We start from the raw sequence: 19,169 nt of genomic DNA, 5'->3' as shown, positions 1-19,169 counted from the left end.
GGCGGGCGAGTGGAGAAGGATCGTGTAGTGCTTGAGGCTTAGAGAGCAGCGAGTCGCCCCGTGACTACTTCCACCGACATCCTGATCATCGGCGGCGGCCACAACGGCCTCGTCTGCGCCTGGTACCTGGCGAACGCCGGCCTGAAGGTGACGGTGCTGGAGCGCCGCTCGGTGGTCGGCGGGGCGGCGGTGACCGAGGAGTTCCACCCGGGCTTCCGCAACTCGGTGGCCAGCTACACGGTCAGCTTGCTGAACCCCAAGGTCATCCGTGACCTCGACCTGCCCGGCCACGGGCTGCAGGTGGTCAAGCGCAAGCTGGCCAACTTCCTGCCGCTGAACGACCGCGAGTACCTGGCCATGGGCGGCGACCGCACCAAGGCCGAGGTCGCCAAGTTCTCGCAGAAGGACGCCGACCGGCTCGACGCTTACGGCGAGCGGCTGGACGCCATCGCCGACGTGCTGCGCGACATCGTCCTGCAGACCCCGCCCAACATGGTCGAGGGCGGCTGGATGCAGGCCCTGCCGGAGCTCTTGAAGTCCGCCTCGCTCGGCAAGCGCATGGCCGGGCTGGACCTGACCGCCCGGCGCGACCTGCTGGCCCTGTTCTCGCAGTCGGCCGGCGACTGGCTGGACGGCTGGTTCGAAAGCGACCCGATCAAGGCCGCCTACGGCTTCGACGGCGTTGTCGGCGCCTTCAACAGCCCCTACACGCCGGGCTCGGCCTACGTGCTGCTGCACCACGTGTTCGGCGAGGTGAACGGCGAGAAGGGGGCCTGGGGCCACGCCATCGGCGGCATGGGCGCCATCACCCAGGCCATGGCCTCGGCCTGCCGCGCCAAGGGCGTGGAGATCCACACCGACAGCGCTGTCAGCGAGATCCTGACCGAGAACGGCCGCGCCGTTGGCGTGGTCACCGCCGCCGGCGACACGCTCCGCGCCCGCGCCGTGGTGTCGAACCTGCACCCCAAGCTCACCTTCGAGAAGCTGCTGGATCCGGCCCTGCTGCCGGCCGACTTCCGCGAGCGCATGGCCCGCTACCGCTCCGGCTCGGGCACCTTCCGGATGAACGTGGCCCTGTCGGAGCTGCCGAAGTTCTCGGCCCTGCCGGAGGCCGGCGACCACCTGACCGCCGGCATCATCATCGCCCCCTCGCTGGCCTACATGGACCGCGCCTTCATGGACGCGCGCCGGGACGGCTGGTCGAAGGAGCCGATCGTCGAGATGCTGATCCCGTCCACCCTGGACGACAGCCTGGCGCCGGCCGGCCAGCACGTGGCCAGCCTGTTCTGCCAGCACGTCGAGCCGCAGCTGTCGGGCGGCCGCTCCTGGGACGCCCACCGGGACGAGGTGGCCGACCTGATGATCGCCACGGTCGACAAGTACGCGCCGGGCTTCAAGGCCTCGGTGCTGGGCCGCCAGATCATGTCGCCGCTGGACCTGGAGCGGACCTTCGGCCTGGTCGGCGGCGACATCTTCCACGGCCAGCTCGGCCTGGACCAGCTGTTCAGCGCCCGCCCGGTGCTGGGCCACGGCAGCCACCGCGCGCCGGTGCAGGGGCTCTACATGTGCGGCTCGGGCACCCACCCGGGCGGCGGCGTCACCGGCGCGCCGGGCCACAACGCGGCGCACGAGATCCTGAAGGACTTCAAGCGCTGGGCGTGACCGGCGGCAGCCTCCAGATCACCACCCGCTCGTCGTCGACCACCCGCTGGCCGATCCGGTCGAGACGGGCGATGAGGCGCGGGTTGAAGTCGACCAGCTTGCGGCCCTGGCTGTCGGTGGCGTCCCGGGTCACGCCGAACCAGTCGGCCCCCTCCGCGCGCAGGCGCTCGAGCGCTGCGATGGCCCCGCGGTCTTCCTGGAGCCGGCGCCAGTCGCCGCTGCCCCCGCCGGGCGGAAAGACCCAGCCGCGACGGCGGCTGTAATAGATCCCGATCGGGTCGCCGATGCTGGTGACGGCGGTGACCACGAGATCGTCGGGCCCGGCGATACGCGCGAGCTCCTGGCCGAGATGGCGCGAGGTCTCCGAATAGGGCCGCTTCATCATGGCCACGGCGTTGAAGCTGGCCCAGGTCAGCAGGACCGCGGCGGCGGCGATCCGTGCGCGGGCGGGCCAGGTGTGGAGCGCGCCGTCGAACGCGCGCACCGTGGCGACCAGCCCGCGGCCGGCCAGGCCGGCGAAGGGCGGCGCGAAGATCATGAGATTCCAGGGATTGCTGGTGATCTCGCGAGCCGCGAGCACATAGAAGCCGGCGCACCCGAGCAGCCAGGCGTGGAAGATCCAGGGCGCGCCGCGCGTGGTCTTCGGCGCTCCGGTGAACAGGCCCACGGCCGCCAACAGGGCGAAGGGAAAGGTCAGAAACCAGATCCGGATCTCGTGCGCCGCTTGCGGAATGAAGAGCAGCGCCCGCACGTCTTCGCCGAAGTGGTCCCAGAAGAAGCCGGCCCCGGCCACGTGATAGGGCGGCGTGTGGGTGCCGAGCCAGACCGCCCAGCTGAAGTAGGCGACCGGCGCCACGGCCGCGGCGGCCAGAGCGGCGACCAGGTGCAGGACGCGTTCTCGGGTCATGGCGCCGCGTCGGCTCAAAAGGCTGGCGCAGGCGTAGGCGGCCGGAACCAGGACCACCGCGCCGGGCGGTTTGGCCAGCACGGCCATCGAGACGAGGGCGGCCGCCAGCGGCAGCTGCCAGGGCCGTTCGTTCTGCAGCCAGGCGACCAGGGCCCAGAGCCCGCTCAAGGCGAAGGCCAGCATGGCCGGGTCGGGGAGGAAGGAGGAATCGACCATCACCGCGCCTGGCATCAGCGCCAGCGTCAGGGCCGCGGCGTGGGCCTGGGCGCGCCCGAACAGCCGATCGACGAGCCTGTGCAGGGCGACCACGCTCCACAGGCCGAAGCCGGCCGCCACCGCGCGGCCGAACCAGTCGTGCCAGCCGAAAACGGCGTAGAGGAGGGCGGTGATGTAGCTGATCACCTGGAACTCGCGGCCCTGGTAGCTGGGGCCGGGGCCGGTCCAGCTGACTTCGGGAAACAGGACGTTCCAGTTCCGCTGATGGAAGTTGTCGGCCATCATGGCCGTACTCGCCTCGCGCCAGCTGAAGGCGTCGGTCAGCGGCTGGGTCACCGAGTAGAAGCGCAGGAGCGCCGCCACCAGGACGATGCCGGCCAGCGGCAGGGCGGCGTCGCGAAGGCCGTTCCGCCGCGTCCCCGGTTCAGTGCGCCAGGCCCCCACTACGTCCAGAACGCCACGCGGAAGGTACATGGCCGCCTCCGCCGTTTGCGGCCTCCGTAACCGGGGGTGGCCAGCATTGTTCCTGACACCGGTGACGGTTGGGATTAAAGCGGGGCGATCGGCCGCCTTGAGCCGTGCGCGCGTAGGCGCCATTCGGGCGGCCTCCAGCGAGGCGTTGATGACCCGATCCCTGCTCACCGGCCTGAAGCGCGGCCTCAAGCACCGCTGCCCGAATTGCGGGGAGGGGCGGCTGTTCACCGGCTATCTGAAGGTGCGCGGGACCTGCGAGGCGTGCGGGCACGAGAACGGCCGTTATCCGGCCGACGACGCGCCGCCCTACTTCACCATCCTGATCGTCGGCCACCTGTTCATCGCGCCGGTGCTGCTGTTCGACTTCGTGTGGACCGCCTCGCCGGTGCTGGTGGTGGGCACGGTGGTGCCGGCCCTGGCCGTGGTGACCCTGACCCTGCTGCCGTTCGTCAAGGGCGCGGTGGTCGGCGCCCACTGGGCGACCGGGACGGTGAAGCCGCTGCAGTAGCGATCAGCGGCGCAGGTCGTCTGGCGCGCGCACGCGGCGGAAGCGCGCCTCCACGAAGCCGTAGAGGCCGAAGGCGATGAGCCCGGCCCCCGCCGCCGCCAGCAGCCCGGAGCCGAAGGGCAAGGCCTCCAGGGCCTGCAGCGCGCCGCCAAGGCCGCGCGCCTCGGCCGCTCGGGCGTTCAGCGCCGCCCTGAGCAGGAACCCGCCGAACAGCAGGAAGGCGCCGCCCCGCGCGGCGTAGCCCGCCTTCGCCAGGCGCGCGACCCGCCGGGCCGTCGCGCCTTCGAGGCGAAGGTCGTCGCGAAAGTCATGGCGGAATGCGTGGCCGACATTGGCGACGCCGGCGGCGAGCACGAACAGGGCGACGCCCGCGACGATCAGTTCTCCGAGCGGCAGGGCCATGATCCGCGCGGTGGTCTCTCGGGTTTCGGCGTCCTCGCTACGGAACGATTCGAGCCCGTCGATGGCGCTGAAGGCGGACCAGGCGAGGGCGCCGTAGATCACCGCGCTAAGGCCCTGGCCGGCCCGGACGGCCAGCGCCTTGATGTCCGAGCCGCGACGGTCGGCGTCCAGCACGCATTGAGCCAGGCGCCAGGCGGTGAAACCCCACAGGCCGACGCCCACCGTTCCCAGCCAGAGCGCGCCCAGCGGCCAGCGGGCGAAGGCGCCCAGAACCCCGTGCGTCCCGACCGCGTCGCCGCGCAGCTCGAAGGCCGCGAACAGGGCGAAGGCACCGACGACGAGATAGACGAAGCCGCGGGCCGCGTAGCCGAAGCGGGCGGAGGCTTCGAAGAGTTCGGCGCGCGAACGGGGACGGCGAAGGCCCATGGCGGCTTAACGCGCCGTCGGCCCTCGCCGTTCTCAGGTCTAGAGCAGCACGCTCGCGCCCGTGTCCGCCGTGCCGACGTTGCGCCGGAACAGGGCGAACAGCTCGCGGCCGACGCCGTGCTGGTGGGGGCTGAGGTCGGCCTCGACCACCGGGCGGGCCATCAGCTCCGCGTCGGGGACTTTCACTTCGATCAGGCCGGCCTCGGCGTCGACTCGCACGACATCGCCGTCGCGCACGCGGCCGATCGGGCCGCCGTCCTCGGCTTCGGGCGTGACATGGATGGCCGACAGCACCTTGCCCGAGGCGCCGGACATGCGCCCGTCGGTGACCAGGGCCACGCGATGGCCGCGGTCCTGCAGGGCGCCCAGCACCGGGGTCAGCTTGTGCAGCTCGGGCATGCCGATGGCGCGCGGGCCCTGGAACGGCAGGACGGCGACGAAGTCGCGGTCCAGCTCGCCGGCCTTGAAGGCGGCCTCCAGCGCGGCCTGGCTGGTGAACACCCGCGCCGGCGCCTCGATGGTCCAGTGGTCCGGCTTCACGGCCGAGACCTTCACCACGCCGCGCCCCAGGTTGCCGGCCAGCAGCCGCAGGCCGCCTTCCGGCGAGAACGGGTCGGAGACCGGACGCAGGACGTCGAGGTCGAGCGAGGTCGCGGGCGGCTCAAGGAAGACCAGCTGGCCGTCGCGGAGCGCCGGCTCCTTGGCGTGATTGCGCAGGCCTTCGCCCCAGATGGTCTTGACGTCGTCGTGCATCAGGCCGGCGTCGAGCAGCTCGCGCATGACGAAGCCCATGCCGCCGGCGGCGTGGAAGTGGTTCACGTCGGCCGAGCCGTTCGGATAGACCCGCGCCAGCAGCGGCACCACGGCCGACAGGTCGGCGAAGTCCTCCCAGTGCAGCTCGACACCGACGGCGCGGGCCATGGCGACCAGGTGCAGGGTGTGGTTGGTCGAGCCGCCGGTGGCGCACAGGCCGACCACGGCGTTGACCAGGGCCTTGGCGGTCGCGACCTCCCAGAACGGCCGGTGGTCGGCTCCCAGCGCGGTGGTCTTGGCCGCGCGCACGGTGGCCGCCTCGGTCAGGGCCTTGCGCAGCGGCGTGTTCGGATTGACGAAGGCCGCGCCCGGGACATGCAGGCCCATGGCCTCCATGCACATCTGGTTGGTGTTGGCGGTGCCGTAGAAGGTGCAGGTGCCGGCCGAGTGGTAGGAGGCGGACTCCACCTCCAGCAGTTCGGTGCGCGTGGCCAGGCCTTCGGCGTAGCGCTGGCGGACCTTGGCCTTCTCGGCGTTGGGGATGCCGGACGGCATGGGGCCGCCGGGCACGAACACGATCGGCAGGTGGCCGAAGGGCGCCGCGCCCATGAACAGGCCCGGCACGATCTTGTCGCAGATGCCCAGCAGCAGCACGCCGTCGAAGGCGTCGTGGCTGAGCGCCACGCCTGTGCCCAGCGCGATGGCGTCGCGGCTGAACAGCGACAGCTCCATGCCCTCGTAGCCCTGGGTGACGCCGTCGCACATGGCCGGCACGCCGCCGGCCACCTGGGCCACCGCGCCGGCCGAGCGTGCGGCGTGGCGGATGATCTCGGGATAGTGCTCGTACGGCTGATGGGCCGAGAGCATGTCGTTGTACGCGGTGACCACGCCGAGGTTCGGCCAGACCGGGGCCTTCAGCTCCGGCTTGTCCTCCCCGGAAGCGGCGAAAACGTGGGCGAGGTTGGAGCAGGCCAGGCGCGTGCGCGCGGGCGTGTCGCGTCGCGCCGCCTGCATGCGCGCCTCGTACTCGGCGCGGCGGCCGCGGCTGCGCGCCTCGATACGGGCGGTGACTTCGGCCAGGACGGGATGAAGCGGCACTACGGGCTCCAGAAGAATTCGGGGCGTACGGGAAGGGCGTGCAATACGCCACGGATCGGAGGATCGCACGGGTCGCCGTTTTTGACGGCGTCCTCGGCGATGGCCTTCTTGGCCTCGCCGGTGATCATGATGTTGCAGCAGCGCGTGCGCGCCAGCCGCGGGACGGTCAGGGTCAGGCGAGCGAACGGCGCCTCGGGGGGCAATTCGGCCGGGGTGATCCGCAGCACCGCCCGCTGGCCGTGCGGGTCCATGGCGGCCTCCAGCTCGTCCGCGCCGGGGAACAGCGAGGCGGTGTGGCCGTCCGCGCCCATGCCCAGCAGCACGGAGTCGAACTCCGGCATCTTGGCGATCGCCGCTTCGTCTTCCAGCGGCACGAAGTTCGCGCCCTTGGACCGGAAGGGCTCCAGCAGGCCCTCGTTGCGGGCCGGATGGCCCGCGGGCGCGATGCGCTCGTCGGTCAGGGTGACCACCACCTTGCCCCAGTCCAGCCTCGGATGCTCGACCAGCCGCGCGTAGGCGGGGGCCGGAGTCGAGCCGCCGGCGAAGGCGACGAAGGCTCGGCCGCGCCGCTCGATGGCTTCCAGCAGGGTGTGGGCGACGGACTCGGCCACGGTCTCGGCCAGGGCTTCGCGATCGCTGCGCACCGTCCAGACAGGGATCATGGCTCCTCCGCCCAGGCTCGACCGTCCTTGGCCGGCAGCACCAGGGCCGCGGTCGGGCCCCAGCTGCCGGCGGGATAGGGTTTGGGGGTGACGCCATGGGCGCGCCAGCCCTCGAGGATGCCGTCGATCCACGCCCAGGCGGCCTCGATCTCGTCGCGGCGCACGAACAGCGAGGAGTTGCCGCGCAGGATGTCCAGCAGCAGGCGCTCGTAGGCGATGCGCCGCCGCTCGCGCGAGAAGGCCTCGGCCAGCGACAGGTTCAGCGCCACGGGCTTGAGCTTCATGCCCTCCAGACCCGGCTGCTTGTTCATCATGGTCAGGGTCACGGTCTCTTCCGGCTGCAGCCGGATGACCAGGCGGTTCGGCTTCAGCTGGGGCGACAGCTCGTCGGTGAAGATCGAGTAGGGCACCGGCTTGAACTGCACCACGATCTCGGTGAGACGCTGCTGCATGCGCTTGCCGGTGCGCAGGTAGAACGGCACGCCGGCCCAGCGCCAGTTGTTGATCTCCGCCCGGATGGCGACGAAGGTCTCGGTCGTGCTGTCCTGGTTGGCGCCTTCCTCTTCGCGGTAGCCTGGGGCCGGCTTGCCGCCGACGACGCCGGCGGAGTACTGGCCCGGCACGGTCACGGCCTCGACGTTGGCGGCGGTGATCGGATTGAGCGACCACAGCACCTTCACCTTCTCGTTGCGCACCGCCGAGGGCGTGAAGCTGGCCGGCGGCTCCATGGCCGTCAGGCAGAGCAGCTGCAGCAGGTGGTTCTGCACCATGTCGCGGAGCGCGCCTGCGGTGTCGTAGTAGCCCCACCGGCCCTCCACGCCGACGGTCTCGGCGATGGTGATCTGCACCGAGTCGATGGCGCTGGCGTTCCACAGCGGCTCGAGGATCGAGTTGCCGAAGCGCAGGGCGACCAGGTTCTGGACGGTTTCCTTGCCGAGGTAGTGATCGACCCGGAACACCTGGTCCTCGTCGAACGCCGCTGCGATGGCGTCGTTGACCTGCCTGGCCGAGGCGAGGTCCTTGCCGATGGGCTTCTCGACCGCCAGGCGGGAGCGGGCGTCGACCAGGCCGCGGGCCTTCAGATCGGCGCACACCGGCGCGAACAGGTCCGGCGCGGTGGAGATGTAGTAGATCACCCCGCCCGGGGTGTCGCCGAGCACCGCCTTCAGATCGTCGAAGGTCTCCGGCCTGGCCACGTCGACCGGCGTGTATGTGATCCGTTCGGCGAAGCGCCGGTACACGTCGGTGTCGCAAAGCGCGGCGTTGGCGGAGGCCTCGATCGCCTTGGCCACGTCCTTGCGGAATTCCTCGGTGTCGTGCTTGGCGCGGGCCGCGCCGATGATGCGCAGGTCCGGCGGCAGCAGGCCGTCGACGTGCAGCGCGTAAAGCGACGGCCACAACATCCGGCGCGCCAGGTCGCCGGTGGCGCCGATCAGGACAAAAGCGGACGGGGGCGGAGCGTCGATGTTTGCGGGCATCTCTGAGAGTCGGGTTCGGGGAGGAGGGGACCCTCTCAGCTACCACGGTTCTGAGCAAGCCGATCCTCCGGCGAAGGCGGTTTCGGCGGTTTGCCCTGGTCGGCGAAGCGGCGCTCGAACCAGCCGACGAAGCGGGTCTTGATGTCGTCGACCAGGGTGAACACCACCGGCACGTACAGCAGGCTGAGGAAGGTGGAGGTGATCAGGCCGCCGATCACGGCCACCGCCATGGGCGCGCGGAACTCGACGTCGGCGCCCAGGCCCAGCGCCACCGGCAGCATGCCGGCGGCCATGGCCACGGTGGTCATCAGGATCGGCCGGGCGCGCTTGTGGGCGGCGTCCATCAGGGCGTCGTGGCGGTCCATGCCGCGCTTGCGGGCCTCCAGGGCGTACTCGACCAGCAGGATCGAGTTCTTCGCGGCGATGCCCATCAGCATGAGGATGCCGATCAGGGCCGGCATGGACAGGGTCCGCCCGGTCAGCAGCAGCAGGCCGAAGGCTCCGCCGATGGCGAGCGGCAGGGCGGCCTGGATGGTGAAGGGGTGGGCGAAGCTGCGGAACAGCAGCACCAGCACGGCGTACATCAGAAGGATGCCGGTCGAGATGGCGAAGACGAAGCCCATGACCATCTCGTTCAGGTTCTCGACGTCGCCGGCCGGCTCTTCCTCCACGCCCGCGGGCAGGTTCTTCAGCGCCGGCAGTTGGTGGACCTTGGCGTTGGCCTCGCCCAGGGTCAGGCCTTCCAGCTCGGCCTGGATGGTGGCGGTGCGGCTGCGGTCCAGCCGGTCGATCTGGGACGGCCCGGCGCCGAAGCGCAGGTCGGCCACCGCGCTCAGCGGCACGGCCGGCCCGGCCGAGGTCGGCACCCGCAGATTCTCCAGCGCGCCGAGGTCGTCGCGGTCGCGGTCGTTCAGGCGCACGCGGATCGGCACCTGGCGGTCGCCCAGGGTGAACTTCGGGAGCACCTGCTCGACGTCGCCGATGGTCGAGACCCGCACGGTCTGGGACAGGTCGGCGGCCGACACGCCCAGGCGCGCGGCCTGGTCGGATTTGGGCGTGACCAGGATTTCCGGGCGGGCCAGGGCGGCGGAGTTGACCACGTTGGTCAGGCCCGGCATGGCCCGCATCTCGGTCTCCACCTTGCGCGCGGCCCGGGCCAGGGCGTCGCCGTCGTCGCTGGTCAGGGCGATGGACATGCTCGGCGTCGAGTCGGCGCCGAAGCGGATGCGCGCGCCGGGGATGTCTCGCGACTGCTCGCTCAGCTCCCGCTCGATCTGCTGCTGGGTCAGCTTGCGGTCGTGGCGGCCGACCAGGTCCATGGTGATCGAGGCGCGGCGCACGTCGGCCAGGCCGCCGCCGCCGCCTCCGCCGCCGGTGGCCGCCTGGCCCGAGCCGATCAGGGCGTAGACCGCCGTCACCTCGGGACGGGCCAGCATGCGCCGGGTCAGGGTCTGCACGACCCTGTCGGTCTCTTCCAGAGTCGCGCCGGGCGGCAGCTCGACCGAGGCGGTCGAGTAACCCTGGTCGCCGGCCGGGATGAACTCGCCGGGCAGCAGCGGCAGCAGGCACAACGAGCCGATGAAGACGGCGATGCCGGCGCCCATGGCCACCTTGCGGTGGCCCAGCGACCAGTGCAGCGCCTTCAGATACCGGCCCATCCAGAACGGGTCGCGGTTGGGCTTCTCGGGATGGGCGCGCAGCAGATACGCGCCCATCAGGGGGGTGAGCAGGCGCGCCACCACCAGGGAGAACAACACCGAGACGCAGGCGGCCAGGGCGAACGACTTGAAGAACTGGCCGACCACCCCGCCCATGAAGCCGACGGGCGCGAAGACGGCGACGATGGTGAAGGTGGTCGCGACCACCGCCAGGCCGATCTCGTCGGCGGCTTCCAGCGCGGCCGGGTAGGGCGCTTTGCCCTCGCGCATGTGGCGGACGATGTTCTCGATCTCGACGATGGCGTCGTCGACCAGGATGCCGATGGTCAGGGACAGGGCCAGCAGGGTGACCACGTTGAACGACTGGTTCAGCGGCGCCAGCACCGCGAAGGTCGGGATCAGCGACATGGGCATGGCCACCGCCGCGATCAGGGTGGCGCGCCAGTCGCGCAGGAACACCCAGACCACGATCACCGCCAAGAGGGCGCCCAGGCCCAGCGCCTCCATGGAGGCGTAGTAGCTCTCCTCCACGAACTGCACGGTGGAGGTGACCTCCTCGATGGTCACCTCCTTGTGCCTGGCGTCGAGTTCCTTCACCGCGTCGCGCACCTTGCGGGCGAGGGCGACCTCGCTGCCGTCGCGGGTGCGCAGCATGGAGAAGCCGACCACCTCCTCGCCGTTGAAGCGGGCGCGGCCGCGCGCCTCGGTCCAGGCGTCTTCGATGCGGCCCAGGTCGCCCAGCCGCACGTTGCGCCCGTTGGGCAGGTCGATGCGCATCTCGCGCAGCTCGTCGACGCTGCGGGCGCCGCCGAGGGTGCGCAGCGCCCGTTCCTCGCCGGCCAGGGTGGTGCGCCCGCCCGGCAGGTCGGCGTTGAAGCGGTCCAACTGCTGGCTGACGGCCGCGGCCGTGACGCCCTGGGCGGCCAGGCGGTCGGCGTCCAGCTCGACGCGGATCTCGCGCTGGACCCCGCCCTCGCGGGTGACCTGGGCGATGCCGGGTATGGCCAGCAGGGCCTTGGACACGTCGTTGTCGACGAACCAGCTGAGCTGTTCGGGGTTCATGCCTGGCCCGCGCACGACGTAGGTGATCAGCGGCGAGCCGGTAATGTCGATGCGGGTGACGGTCGGCTCCGGCACGTCGGCCGGCAGGTCGGCGCGCACGCTGGAGACGGCGTTGCGCACGTCGTTGGTGGCCCGCTCCAGGTCGGTGCCGAGCTCGAACTCGACGGTGGTGACGCTGACCCCGTCGCCGACGGTGGAGCGGATGTGGCGCACGCCGTTGAGGCCCGTCAGGCCGTCCTCGATGATGCGGGTGACCTGGGTCTCCAGTTCGTTGGGCGCGGCCCCGGGCTGGGCGGCGGTGACCGACACGGCCGGGAATTCGACGTCGGGGAAGTTGTTCACCCGCATCGTCATGAAGCCGGCGATGCCGGCGATGGTCAGGATGATGAACAGCAGCGCCGTCGGCACCGGGTTGCGGATGGCCGCGGCGGAGATGTTGCGGAACATCAGGCCCTCGCCGGAGCCGGGGCGACGCCGATCCGCACCCGGTCGCCGTCGGCCAGGAAGCCCGCGCCCTGGACCGCCACGCGCTCGCCGGCCTTGAGCCCGGCGGTGATCTCGACCCGGCCTTCGGCGCGGGCGCCGGTGGTCACCGAGCGGAAGCGGGCCCGCTCGTCGGCGCCGATTACGAACACGCCGGCCTTGTCCTCGCGATAGACCACCGCCGCCAGCGGGACGGTCAGGGCCGGCTGGGCGCCCACGTCGATGCGGGCGCGGGCGAACATGCCCGGGCGGAAGGCCGAGCGGGCGGGCAGGGCGACGCGGGCCAGGCCGAGCCGGGTCTGCGGATCGACCTGCGGGGTGACGATGCGGACCGCGCCGGCCACGGTTCCGGCCTGGGCGCCGCTCACCTGGGCGGCTTGGCCGGGGCGGACGAAGCCCAGGTCGGCCTCCGGCACCTCGGCGTTGAGCTCCAGACGGCCGTCGCGGACCACGCGGAACAGCTCGGTCCCGGCGGCGACGATCTGGCCCTTCACCACCGCGCGCGCGCTGACCAGGCCGGCCACGGGCGCGCGGATCACGGTCTGGTCGAGGCGGGCGGCGGTCTCGGCGCGCGAGGCGATCGCCGCGGCGAGGTCGGCCGAGGCGGTGCCCTGCTCGGCGGTGCGGGCGTCCAGGTCGGCGGCGCTGAGATAGCCGCGGCGGTTCAGCTCGCGCGAGCGCTTGAGGTTGGCCTCGGCCTCGGCCAGACGGGCGCGGGCGCTGGCCACCGCGGCGGTCTGCTGGCGCAGCTGGGCCTGCAGCACCTCGTCGTTCAGCTTCACCAGGGTCTGGCCCTGTCCGACATAGTCGCCTTCGTCGGCGTTGACGGCGACGGCGGTCAGGCCGCCGGTCTCGGCCGCGACGGGGACCTCGCGCCAGGGAGCCACCGTGCCGGAGGCGTCGACCACCCGTGGCAGGGCTTCGTTGCGGACAGCTTCGGCGGTGACGGTGAGGACCGCGCGGGGCTCGGCCCTCTTCTCCTCGCCCTTGTGACAGCCGGAAAGCGCCGCGGCGAGAACGATCGCCACGGCGCTCCAGCGAAGGGTTCGAAGACAACGCACCTGGTTTTCCGTCCCGGCCCGGCGGTCACTGAAGCTGATCGCTCAACGACGCCGAGCGGGGGCGGTTCCGGCGCGCGGCCGCTCACACCTGGTGGGCGGCGGTGGTGGTGTCGATGCGGTCGGCCGCCGGCTTGGCCACGGTGCTCAGCAGGCGGTAGCGGAACAGGGCCGCGCCTATGCCAGCGCCGATCGCCGGGGCGACGAAGAACAGCCACAGCTGCTGCAGGGCTTGGCCGCCGACCAGCACCGCCGGCCCGAAGCTGCGGGCCGGATTGACCGAAACGCCGGTCACGTGGATGCCGACGATGTGGATGACGGCCAGCGAGAGGCCGATCGCCAGACCCGCCGAGCCGGTGACGGCCCAGTCGCTGGTGGCGCCCAGGATCACGATCACGAACAGAGCGGTCATCACCGTCTCGAACAGGAAGGCCTCGCCCAGCGAGTAGCCGCCGGCGTAGTCCGGGCCCCAGCCGTTCTGGCCCAGGCCGCCCGCGGTGCCCCCGGCGATGGCCGCGACCAGGGCCGCGCCGGCCAGCGCGCCGGTGAACTGGGCGATCCAGTAGAGGCTCATCTCCCGCGCGGTCATGCGCCCGGTGATGAACATGGCCAGGCTGACCGCCGGGTTGATGTGGCATCCCGAGATCGGGCCGATGGCGTAGGCCATGGCCAAGAGGGCGAAGCCGAAGGCCAGGGCGATGCCGAGCTGGCCGACCTCCTCGCCGCCCAGGACCGCCGCCCCGCAGCCGAAGAGTACGAGTGCGAGCGTCCCGATGAACTCCGCAAAAAACCGGCTCATGAAACAGCCTCCGTCGATGCGCGTTGGGAATTGCGCTTCCGGGATAATGCGCTCGTCAGCCGGCCGTTCGCTCCGGAGAACCCCTGACGCCGTCTCAGGATCGGCCCGATAACAACCGGGCCGGAGGCTCCCCACATCCTTGTCCTGTATGGCGTTGGTGAGCACGCCCATGCGTTGGTTGCTTACGATTGGCGTCCTGGCCGCCGCGGGCTGGTGGCTGGCGCGACTGGCTTCGGCGGTGCCTCCGGACGCCCTCGAGCCGCCGGGCGTGAGCTGGACGATGTACGACTGCGACGGCGACCGCCGCTTCGCCGCGCGGCTGGGGGAAGCGGGCACCGAGGTCTGGTTCCCCAACGGCGAGCACGCCGTCATCCCCGACGGCGGCAGTCGACCCTATGCGGGCGGGATGCTGTCGGTGGACGGTCCGACCACGACCTTCGCCAAGGGTGGGGCGCGGATCGACTGCGAAACCCGTTCGGCGGCTCTGGAAATCGAACTCGGCCCGCCGCCGGCCCCCGCCGCGGAAGCGCCCGCCGCCAGCGGCTAGCCCCCCCTCCTGGCCCCGAGCGCCTTGGCCCTTAGCGTCTAGGGCGAACTTCCAGCCTGCGTCAGGGGGACACCCGATGCCCGGGGCTCCTGCGATGTGGTCTCGTCGATGGTGGCGGTCGTCTTTTGCGGCGACGGCCTTTGGTTGCAGTCGGCGGGCGAGGGCTGAACGTGTTCGAGAAGACCCCACGGCGTGAGCAGCAGCCAAATCGGCTCTCGGCTGGTTTCTCTCACGAGGCCGAACCGAGGTCCCCTTTGATGACGCGCATTCTCATCGCCGATGATCACGAGGTCGTCCGGCGCGGCGTGCGCGCGGTGCTGGAGGCGCGCCCCGGCTACGAGATCGTGGCGGAGGCCTGCGACGGCGGCGTGGCGGTCGACGAGGCGATCGACAAGAAGCCCGACGTCGCCATCCTGGACTTCTCGCTGCCGGTGCTGAACGGCCTGGACGCCACGCGCAAGATCCGGTCCGGCTCGCCGCACACCGAGATCCTGATCTTCACCATGCACGACAGCGAGACCATCATCCGCGACGTGCTGCAGGCCGGCGCGCGCGGCTATCTGCTGAAGAGCGACGCCGACACCCAGCTGGTTTCGGCGGTCCAGGCCCTGGCGCGGCACCGGCCATTCTTCTCCTGGCGGGTGTCGGAGGCGCTGCTGGAGGACTTCCTCGAACGCTCCGAGCATCACAACCCGACCGGCTCGCTGACCCCGCGCGAGCGGGAGGTCGTGCAACTGATCGCCGAGGGCAACAGCAACAAGCAGATCGGCCGGCTGCTGAACGTCAGCGTCAAGACGGTTGAGACCCACCGGGCCTCGGCGATGCGCAAGCTGGGCGTGTCGTCGACCGCCGACCTGGTGCGCTACGCCGTGCGCAACCACCTGGTCATTCCGTGACGTCCTCCGCCAGTCCGCGAGCCGGTTGAATCGGAAACACGGCGCGCACCAGGGCGCCGCGACGTCCTTTGCCGATGTGCAGGGCGCCGCCGCACTCGGCCACCCGCGCGGTCATGCCGGGAATGCCGACGCCCAGATCGGGGCCGCCCTCCAGGCCTCGCGGAAAACCATCGCCGTCGTCCTCGACGGTGAGCAGCAGGCGGTCGGACTTCAGCTCCAGGGTCAGCCAAGCGCGGGTCGCGCGGGCGTGGCGGTGCACGTTGGACAGCGACTCCTGGACCACCCGCAGCAGGTTGCGCTGGATCAGGTAGTCCAGGCCGTCGACTCCGCTGGAGACGTTCAGGCTGATCTTCAGGTCCGAGCGGCGCGAGAACCCCTCGACGAACCGGCGCAAGGTGTAGCCCAGGCCGTCCGCGCCCAGGTGCGGCGGATGCAGCAGGTAGCTGAACACCCGCAGCTCTTTCTGGGCCTCCTCGAGCGAGGCGCGCACGTCGGCGATGATCGGGTCGACCCCGTCCAGGTGGCCGGCGATCTCGGCCAGCCGGGCGACCCCCAGGCTGAGGGCGACCAGGTGCTGGCCGGTCGAATCGTGCAGCTCGGCGGCGATCTTGCGCCGCTCGTCCTCCTGGATAGCCAGCAGCTGGCGGGTCAGGTGGTTCACGGCCAGGTGCGCCTGGTGGACCTCGGTGACGTCCTCGTGGGCGACCACGAAGCGCACCGCGCCGTCGTGGTCGAAGCGGGAGACGCGCAGCTGGAACCAGCGAGGCGGCGCGGTCTCCACCCGGTAGGTGTGGTAGAAGCTGCTCCGCTGGCCAGCCTGCATGGCCTCCAGCCCGGCCAGCACCCTGGCCGCGTCGGTCGACGTCGGCGCCGCGGCCCGGCAGGCCTCGACATAGCTGACGCCCACGCCTGCGCCGCCGACCCGGTCGGTGTTGCGCTCCGCGAAGCGGCGCCAGGCGCGGTTGACCGCGATCACCACGCCGGCCTCGTCCAGGATGGCGACATGCGCCGACAGGCTGTCCAGCGAGCGCTGCAGCAGCCACTTGGTCTCTTCCAGCTCACGCCGGCGCAGCCGCGCCTCGGTGATGTCGCGGAAGAACACGCTGGCGCCGCCGGCCAGCGGGTAGAGATGCAGCTCCATCCAGCGCCCCGGATACAGGGTCGAGGCGACCTCGCCGTGTTCGGGCCGCTCGGTGTCCAGCACGCGGGCGACGGCGTCGATCAGTTCGCTCGACTGGCCGAAGCGTTCCAGGAAGGGGATGCCGATGAAGTCCCGGCCGATCGGGTCGGCGAACCAGCGTTCGGCCCGAGGGTTGGCGCTGGTGACCCGCCCGTTGTGGTCGAGGGTGAAGTAGCCGTCGGATATGCCGGCGAGCAGGCTCTCGAGCTGGCCGTTCAGGCGGGCCAGTTCCTCGGCCGAGCGTTTCACATGGTCGATGTCGGTGGCCGCGCCGAACCACTGCATGCCGCCCTGGCCGTCAGGCATGGCGCGCGCGCGCACCAGGTGCCAGCGCCAGCGGCCGCCGGTGTCGCGCAGCCGGCACTCGTACTCGAAGGGCGCGAGCGGTCCGCGGACCGCGCGCCAGACCTCGCGCACCGCTTCCAGGTCGTCGGGGTGCACGACGCCGATCCAGCCGTCGCCGAGCGCGGCCTCGACGGGGATGCCCGTCCGCTCGGCGAAACGCCCGTTCAGGTAGGTCAGGCGCCCGCGCCCGTCGGCGGAAAACAGGACGTCAGGCACGGTCTCGGCCATGGCCGACAGGCGCGCCTCGCGCTCGGCCAGCGCTTCGCGCGTGCGGACGTGCTCGGTGATCTCCCGCCCCGAGCCCAGCAGGAGGACGATTTCGCCACGGGAGTCGCGGATCGGCACCAGGGTGGTCTCCCAGGTGCGCTCGCCGGTGGGCAGGGTCAGGGTCTCCTCATAGCGCAGCGCTTCGCCGCCGCCGACGCAGGCGCGGTAGCGCTCGCTGACCGCCGCCGCCGCGGCCGGCGGTAGGCAGTCCTCGGGACGGCGCCCGATCAGGTCCGTCGCGCGCAGCCCGGTCAGGCGCTCGTGCGCCGGATTGATGCCGCCGAACAGGAATTCGCCGGCCGGCGTGACCCGCACCGTGAACAGGGCTTCCGGAACCAGGGTCCAGTAGCTTTCGTGCACCGGGGTCAGCTCTTCCACCACCGTGGTCGCATGGGTGAGGGAGGACGTCCGCCGCCGCTCCGGCTTCGCTGTGGGGGCGGCGCCCTGACGTTGAGAACTCGAGTCGCGAGGCTTTACAGTTCTTCGGTAAAGCTTGTGGCCTTCAATACCCGTGTCGGCCATGCGTACGGTCTCCGATAAGCGCAGAACAACCGGCCGTGATCGGTATTAGTGCTTAAGAGCACTCTGGTTGGTCTGAGAAGCTGTGGGGGCGGGTCCGGGTTCCGTTTCGGCCGGCGCTCGCTCAGGGCGCGCCTGCGCCCACGCCGGGGAAACCCTGATTGGCGTGCGTGGGCGGCGCGCCTATGCCCGGCGGCGAGTGTCGCAACGAGGGCGTGGCCGTGACCGAGGCGGGCGAAGGCGGGAAGGAGCAGCCGGCCCGGACGCGGCACGTTTCCGAGCACATGGCCAACGAGCGCACCTACCTGGCCTGGCTGCGCACCTCGGTGACGTTGATGTCGTTCGGCCTGGTGCTGAACCGGTTCGCCGCCGAGCTCGGCGCCGTGCGCCGCGCGGCGGGGCTGCACGCCATTCTGACCCTGCCGGCGGAGCACGTCGGGGTCGGCATGGTCGGGGCCGGCATGGTGCTGATCCTCGGCGCCGCCGTCCGTTACGCCCAGGTCCGCCACGGGATCGACACCGGCGAGTATCGGCCGCTGACGCGGGCGGCGTGGATCATCGCTCTGGCCGTGCTGGTCGGCGGGGTGACCTGCCTGGTGTGGATGTATCGGCGCAGCTAGGGCAGGGCGTTGCCGGGAAGATCCTTGAGAATCCGCTCCGCCACCCGGTCCAGCGCCTCCTGGGTGCCGTCCTCCTTGCCGAACACCGGGGCGGTGTACAGCGCCTGCCAGACCAGGCGGCCGGTCGGGCGGTCGTAGACGTCCACCATCAGCGAGCCCGACGTGTAGGTGGTCGAGGCCAGGGTCGTGGTCGGCGCGCCGTAGGCCCCCCACGCCCAGCCGGGGGCGTCGCAGCCGCCAGGGCCGCAGTTGACGCCGCCGGGGCCGCCGAAGCCGGCGCTGCCGGTGACGCGCGAGACGGTCTGACCGGGGACGAAGCCCTGCATCACGCCGATGCGGTAGGCGATCTCCAGCTGGGCGTCGGAGTTCGCCGAGGCGTGGGTGTAGCCCTTTTCGGTCAGCGCCTTGTCGAGCGCCGCGCGCATGCGTTTCTGCAGCTCGGGCGTGTCGATGCGCGGATCGCGCGCCGCCGCCATTTCGTCGGAGACGTTCTTCCAGGCGTAGGCCGCGCCAGGGGTGACTCCGGTGGAGTCGGCGGCCAGCACCTTCACCTCGGGAGCGGGGTCGCCGCCCGTGGCGCATCCGGCCAGCCACAGGGCGGCGATCGCGGCGGTCGCGCAGAGCCTGAGTTTCATCGTCGATCCCTCGCGGTCGGGGCGCGCCTGAGCGCCGGGTTGGGGCGCTTAGTAGGGCGGGTTCACCACCGTGTACTGGACCGAGCTGCCGTAATACTGCGGCTGGTACCAGGTGCCGTTGCAGTACGAGTAGCTGATGCCGGTGTAGTAGATGGACTGGCAGGACGGCGGCACCGAATAGACCACCGAGCCGATGGCCGCGGCGGTGACGGCCGCGGCCGTGCCGTAGGCCACGCCGGCGGCCACGGGGTGGCCGTACCAGCCGCCGCCCCAGCCCCAGTCGTTGTCCCAGCCGCCGTCGACGTCGACGTCGATGTCGTTGCCGATGTTGACGTCGCCGTTGCGCACGCGGTCGCGGTCGACGTTGGTGCGGTTGCCGCCCTGGTAGCGGTCGCCGCCCTGGACGCGGTTGCGGTCGCCGCCGGCGTAGCGGTCGCCGCCGCGGTTGATCTGGCCGCCGGCCCCGCCCGCCGCCGGGCGCTGCCCCGCCGCCGGCCGCTGTCCCGCCTGGGCG

The 19,169-nt window shown here is 71.4% G+C and carries 16 protein-coding genes; 5 read left to right on the top strand and 11 right to left on the bottom strand.

Annotated features, from left to right (window positions below; all coding sequences use genetic code 11):
- Nucleotides 1-60 precede the first annotated feature (60 nt).
- A complete protein-coding gene (locus tag H8B08_RS16990; protein WP_370545515.1) occupies nt 61-1,662 on the top strand; it encodes a phytoene desaturase family protein in 1,602 nt (533 codons plus the stop codon).
- On the opposite strand, the gene H8B08_RS16985 is transcribed toward H8B08_RS16990, so the two are convergent.
- Nucleotides 1,646-3,259 (bottom strand): glycosyltransferase family 39 protein, encoded by a 1,614-nt coding sequence (locus H8B08_RS16985; protein WP_187451384.1) that lies wholly within the window; start codon nt 3,257-3,259, stop codon nt 1,646-1,648. The two genes, H8B08_RS16990 and H8B08_RS16985, sit on opposite strands and share 17 nt — an antisense overlap.
- A 148-nt stretch (nt 3,260-3,407) precedes the next feature.
- Here H8B08_RS16985 and H8B08_RS16980 point away from each other — a divergent pair, with 148 nt between their 5' ends.
- On the top strand, nt 3,408-3,767 hold the full coding sequence (locus H8B08_RS16980; protein ID WP_187451383.1) for a DUF983 domain-containing protein: 360 nt from the start codon (nt 3,408-3,410) through the stop codon (nt 3,765-3,767).
- Between the two features lie 3 nt (nt 3,768-3,770).
- Here H8B08_RS16980 and H8B08_RS16975 read toward each other — a convergent pair whose 3' ends face one another.
- From H8B08_RS16975 to H8B08_RS16945, 7 genes are all read right to left on the bottom strand, one after another.
- The gene (locus H8B08_RS16975; protein WP_187451382.1) at nt 3,771-4,595 is read right to left on the bottom strand and encodes a DUF1206 domain-containing protein; all 825 of its coding nucleotides are present in this window, start codon (nt 4,593-4,595) and stop codon (nt 3,771-3,773) included.
- A 39-nt stretch (nt 4,596-4,634) separates the two neighbouring features.
- On the bottom strand, nt 4,635-6,446 hold the full coding sequence (gene edd / locus H8B08_RS16970; RefSeq protein WP_187451381.1) for a phosphogluconate dehydratase: 1,812 nt from the start codon (nt 6,444-6,446) through the stop codon (nt 4,635-4,637).
- A complete protein-coding gene (locus H8B08_RS16965) occupies nt 6,446-7,108 on the bottom strand; it encodes a 6-phosphogluconolactonase (protein ID WP_187451380.1) in 663 nt (220 codons plus the stop codon). Before H8B08_RS16965 ends, edd begins: the two co-directional genes overlap by 1 nt.
- Entirely contained in the window at nt 7,105-8,586 is a 1,482-nt protein-coding gene (gene zwf, locus H8B08_RS16960; protein WP_187451379.1) for a glucose-6-phosphate dehydrogenase, read from the bottom strand. Before zwf ends, H8B08_RS16965 begins: the two co-directional genes overlap by 4 nt.
- A gap of 35 nt (nt 8,587-8,621) precedes the next feature.
- Complete coding sequence (locus H8B08_RS16955; protein ID WP_187451378.1) at nt 8,622-11,753, bottom strand: efflux RND transporter permease subunit; 3,132 nt, start codon at nt 11,751-11,753, stop codon at nt 8,622-8,624.
- Nucleotides 11,753-12,817 (bottom strand): efflux RND transporter periplasmic adaptor subunit, encoded by a 1,065-nt coding sequence (locus H8B08_RS16950; protein ID WP_370545514.1) that lies wholly within the window; start codon nt 12,815-12,817, stop codon nt 11,753-11,755. The genes H8B08_RS16955 and H8B08_RS16950 overlap by 1 nt, the downstream gene beginning before the upstream one ends.
- A gap of 115 nt (nt 12,818-12,932) precedes the next feature.
- The gene (locus H8B08_RS16945) at nt 12,933-13,646 is read right to left on the bottom strand and encodes an aquaporin (RefSeq protein WP_187451376.1); all 714 of its coding nucleotides are present in this window, start codon (nt 13,644-13,646) and stop codon (nt 12,933-12,935) included.
- A 169-nt stretch (nt 13,647-13,815) separates the two neighbouring features.
- Between H8B08_RS16945 and H8B08_RS16940 the strand changes: the two genes are divergently transcribed.
- On the top strand, nt 13,816-14,193 hold the full coding sequence (locus H8B08_RS16940; protein ID WP_187451375.1) for a hypothetical protein: 378 nt from the start codon (nt 13,816-13,818) through the stop codon (nt 14,191-14,193).
- 257 nt (nt 14,194-14,450) lie between these two features.
- Nucleotides 14,451-15,089 (top strand): response regulator transcription factor, encoded by a 639-nt coding sequence (locus H8B08_RS16935; protein ID WP_163260011.1) that lies wholly within the window; start codon nt 14,451-14,453, stop codon nt 15,087-15,089.
- Here H8B08_RS16935 and H8B08_RS16930 read toward each other — a convergent pair.
- On the bottom strand, nt 15,079-17,262 hold the full coding sequence (locus H8B08_RS16930; protein ID WP_187451374.1) for a PAS domain-containing protein: 2,184 nt from the start codon (nt 17,260-17,262) through the stop codon (nt 15,079-15,081). The genes H8B08_RS16935 and H8B08_RS16930 overlap by 11 nt on opposite strands.
- Nucleotides 17,263-17,570: 308 nt before the next feature.
- On the opposite strand from H8B08_RS16930, the gene H8B08_RS16925 reads away from it, so the two are divergent.
- Nucleotides 17,571-18,020 carry a DUF202 domain-containing protein gene (locus H8B08_RS16925; protein ID WP_187451373.1) on the top strand — a complete coding sequence of 150 codons (450 nt, stop codon included), beginning with the start codon at nt 17,571-17,573 and terminating at the stop codon, nt 18,018-18,020.
- Here H8B08_RS16925 and H8B08_RS16920 read toward each other — a convergent pair.
- Together H8B08_RS16920 and H8B08_RS16915 are read right to left on the bottom strand one after the other, a co-directional pair.
- Nucleotides 18,017-18,655, bottom strand: a complete 639-nt coding sequence (locus H8B08_RS16920) for a DUF4136 domain-containing protein (RefSeq protein ID WP_187451372.1) — start codon at nt 18,653-18,655, stop codon at nt 18,017-18,019. The two genes, H8B08_RS16925 and H8B08_RS16920, sit on opposite strands and share 4 nt — an antisense overlap.
- A gap of 48 nt (nt 18,656-18,703) precedes the next feature.
- The coding region (locus tag H8B08_RS16915) for a hypothetical protein (protein ID WP_187451435.1) at nt 18,704-19,169 on the bottom strand (466 nt) is incomplete at its 5' end.

Origin of the sequence: Caulobacter sp. 17J80-11 (assembly GCF_014349105.1) — a bacterium.
Lineage (GTDB): Bacteria > Pseudomonadota > Alphaproteobacteria > Caulobacterales > Caulobacteraceae > 17J80-11.
Note: the sequence above shows the minus strand (reverse complement) of the source record. Positions and strands in the feature narration are given on the sequence as shown.

Coding starts and splice junctions, on each gene's coding strand:
- H8B08_RS16985 (WP_187451384.1), bottom strand. CDS start 3,259: ATGTACCTTCCGCGTGGCGTTCTGGACGTAGTGGGGGCCTGGCGCACT.
- H8B08_RS16980 (WP_187451383.1), top strand. CDS start 3,408: ATGACCCGATCCCTGCTCACCGGCCTGAAGCGCGGCCTCAAGCACCGC.
- H8B08_RS16975 (WP_187451382.1), bottom strand. CDS start 4,595: ATGGGCCTTCGCCGTCCCCGTTCGCGCGCCGAACTCTTCGAAGCCTCC.
- H8B08_RS16965 (WP_187451380.1), bottom strand. CDS start 7,108: ATGATCCCTGTCTGGACGGTGCGCAGCGATCGCGAAGCCCTGGCCGAG.
- zwf (WP_187451379.1), bottom strand. CDS start 8,586: ATGCCCGCAAACATCGACGCTCCGCCCCCGTCCGCTTTTGTCCTGATC.
- H8B08_RS16955 (WP_187451378.1), bottom strand. CDS start 11,753: ATGTTCCGCAACATCTCCGCCGCGGCCATCCGCAACCCGGTGCCGACG.
- H8B08_RS16945 (WP_187451376.1), bottom strand. CDS start 13,646: ATGAGCCGGTTTTTTGCGGAGTTCATCGGGACGCTCGCACTCGTACTC.
- H8B08_RS16940 (WP_187451375.1), top strand. CDS start 13,816: ATGCGTTGGTTGCTTACGATTGGCGTCCTGGCCGCCGCGGGCTGGTGG.
- H8B08_RS16935 (WP_163260011.1), top strand. CDS start 14,451: ATGACGCGCATTCTCATCGCCGATGATCACGAGGTCGTCCGGCGCGGC.
- H8B08_RS16920 (WP_187451372.1), bottom strand. CDS start 18,655: ATGAAACTCAGGCTCTGCGCGACCGCCGCGATCGCCGCCCTGTGGCTG.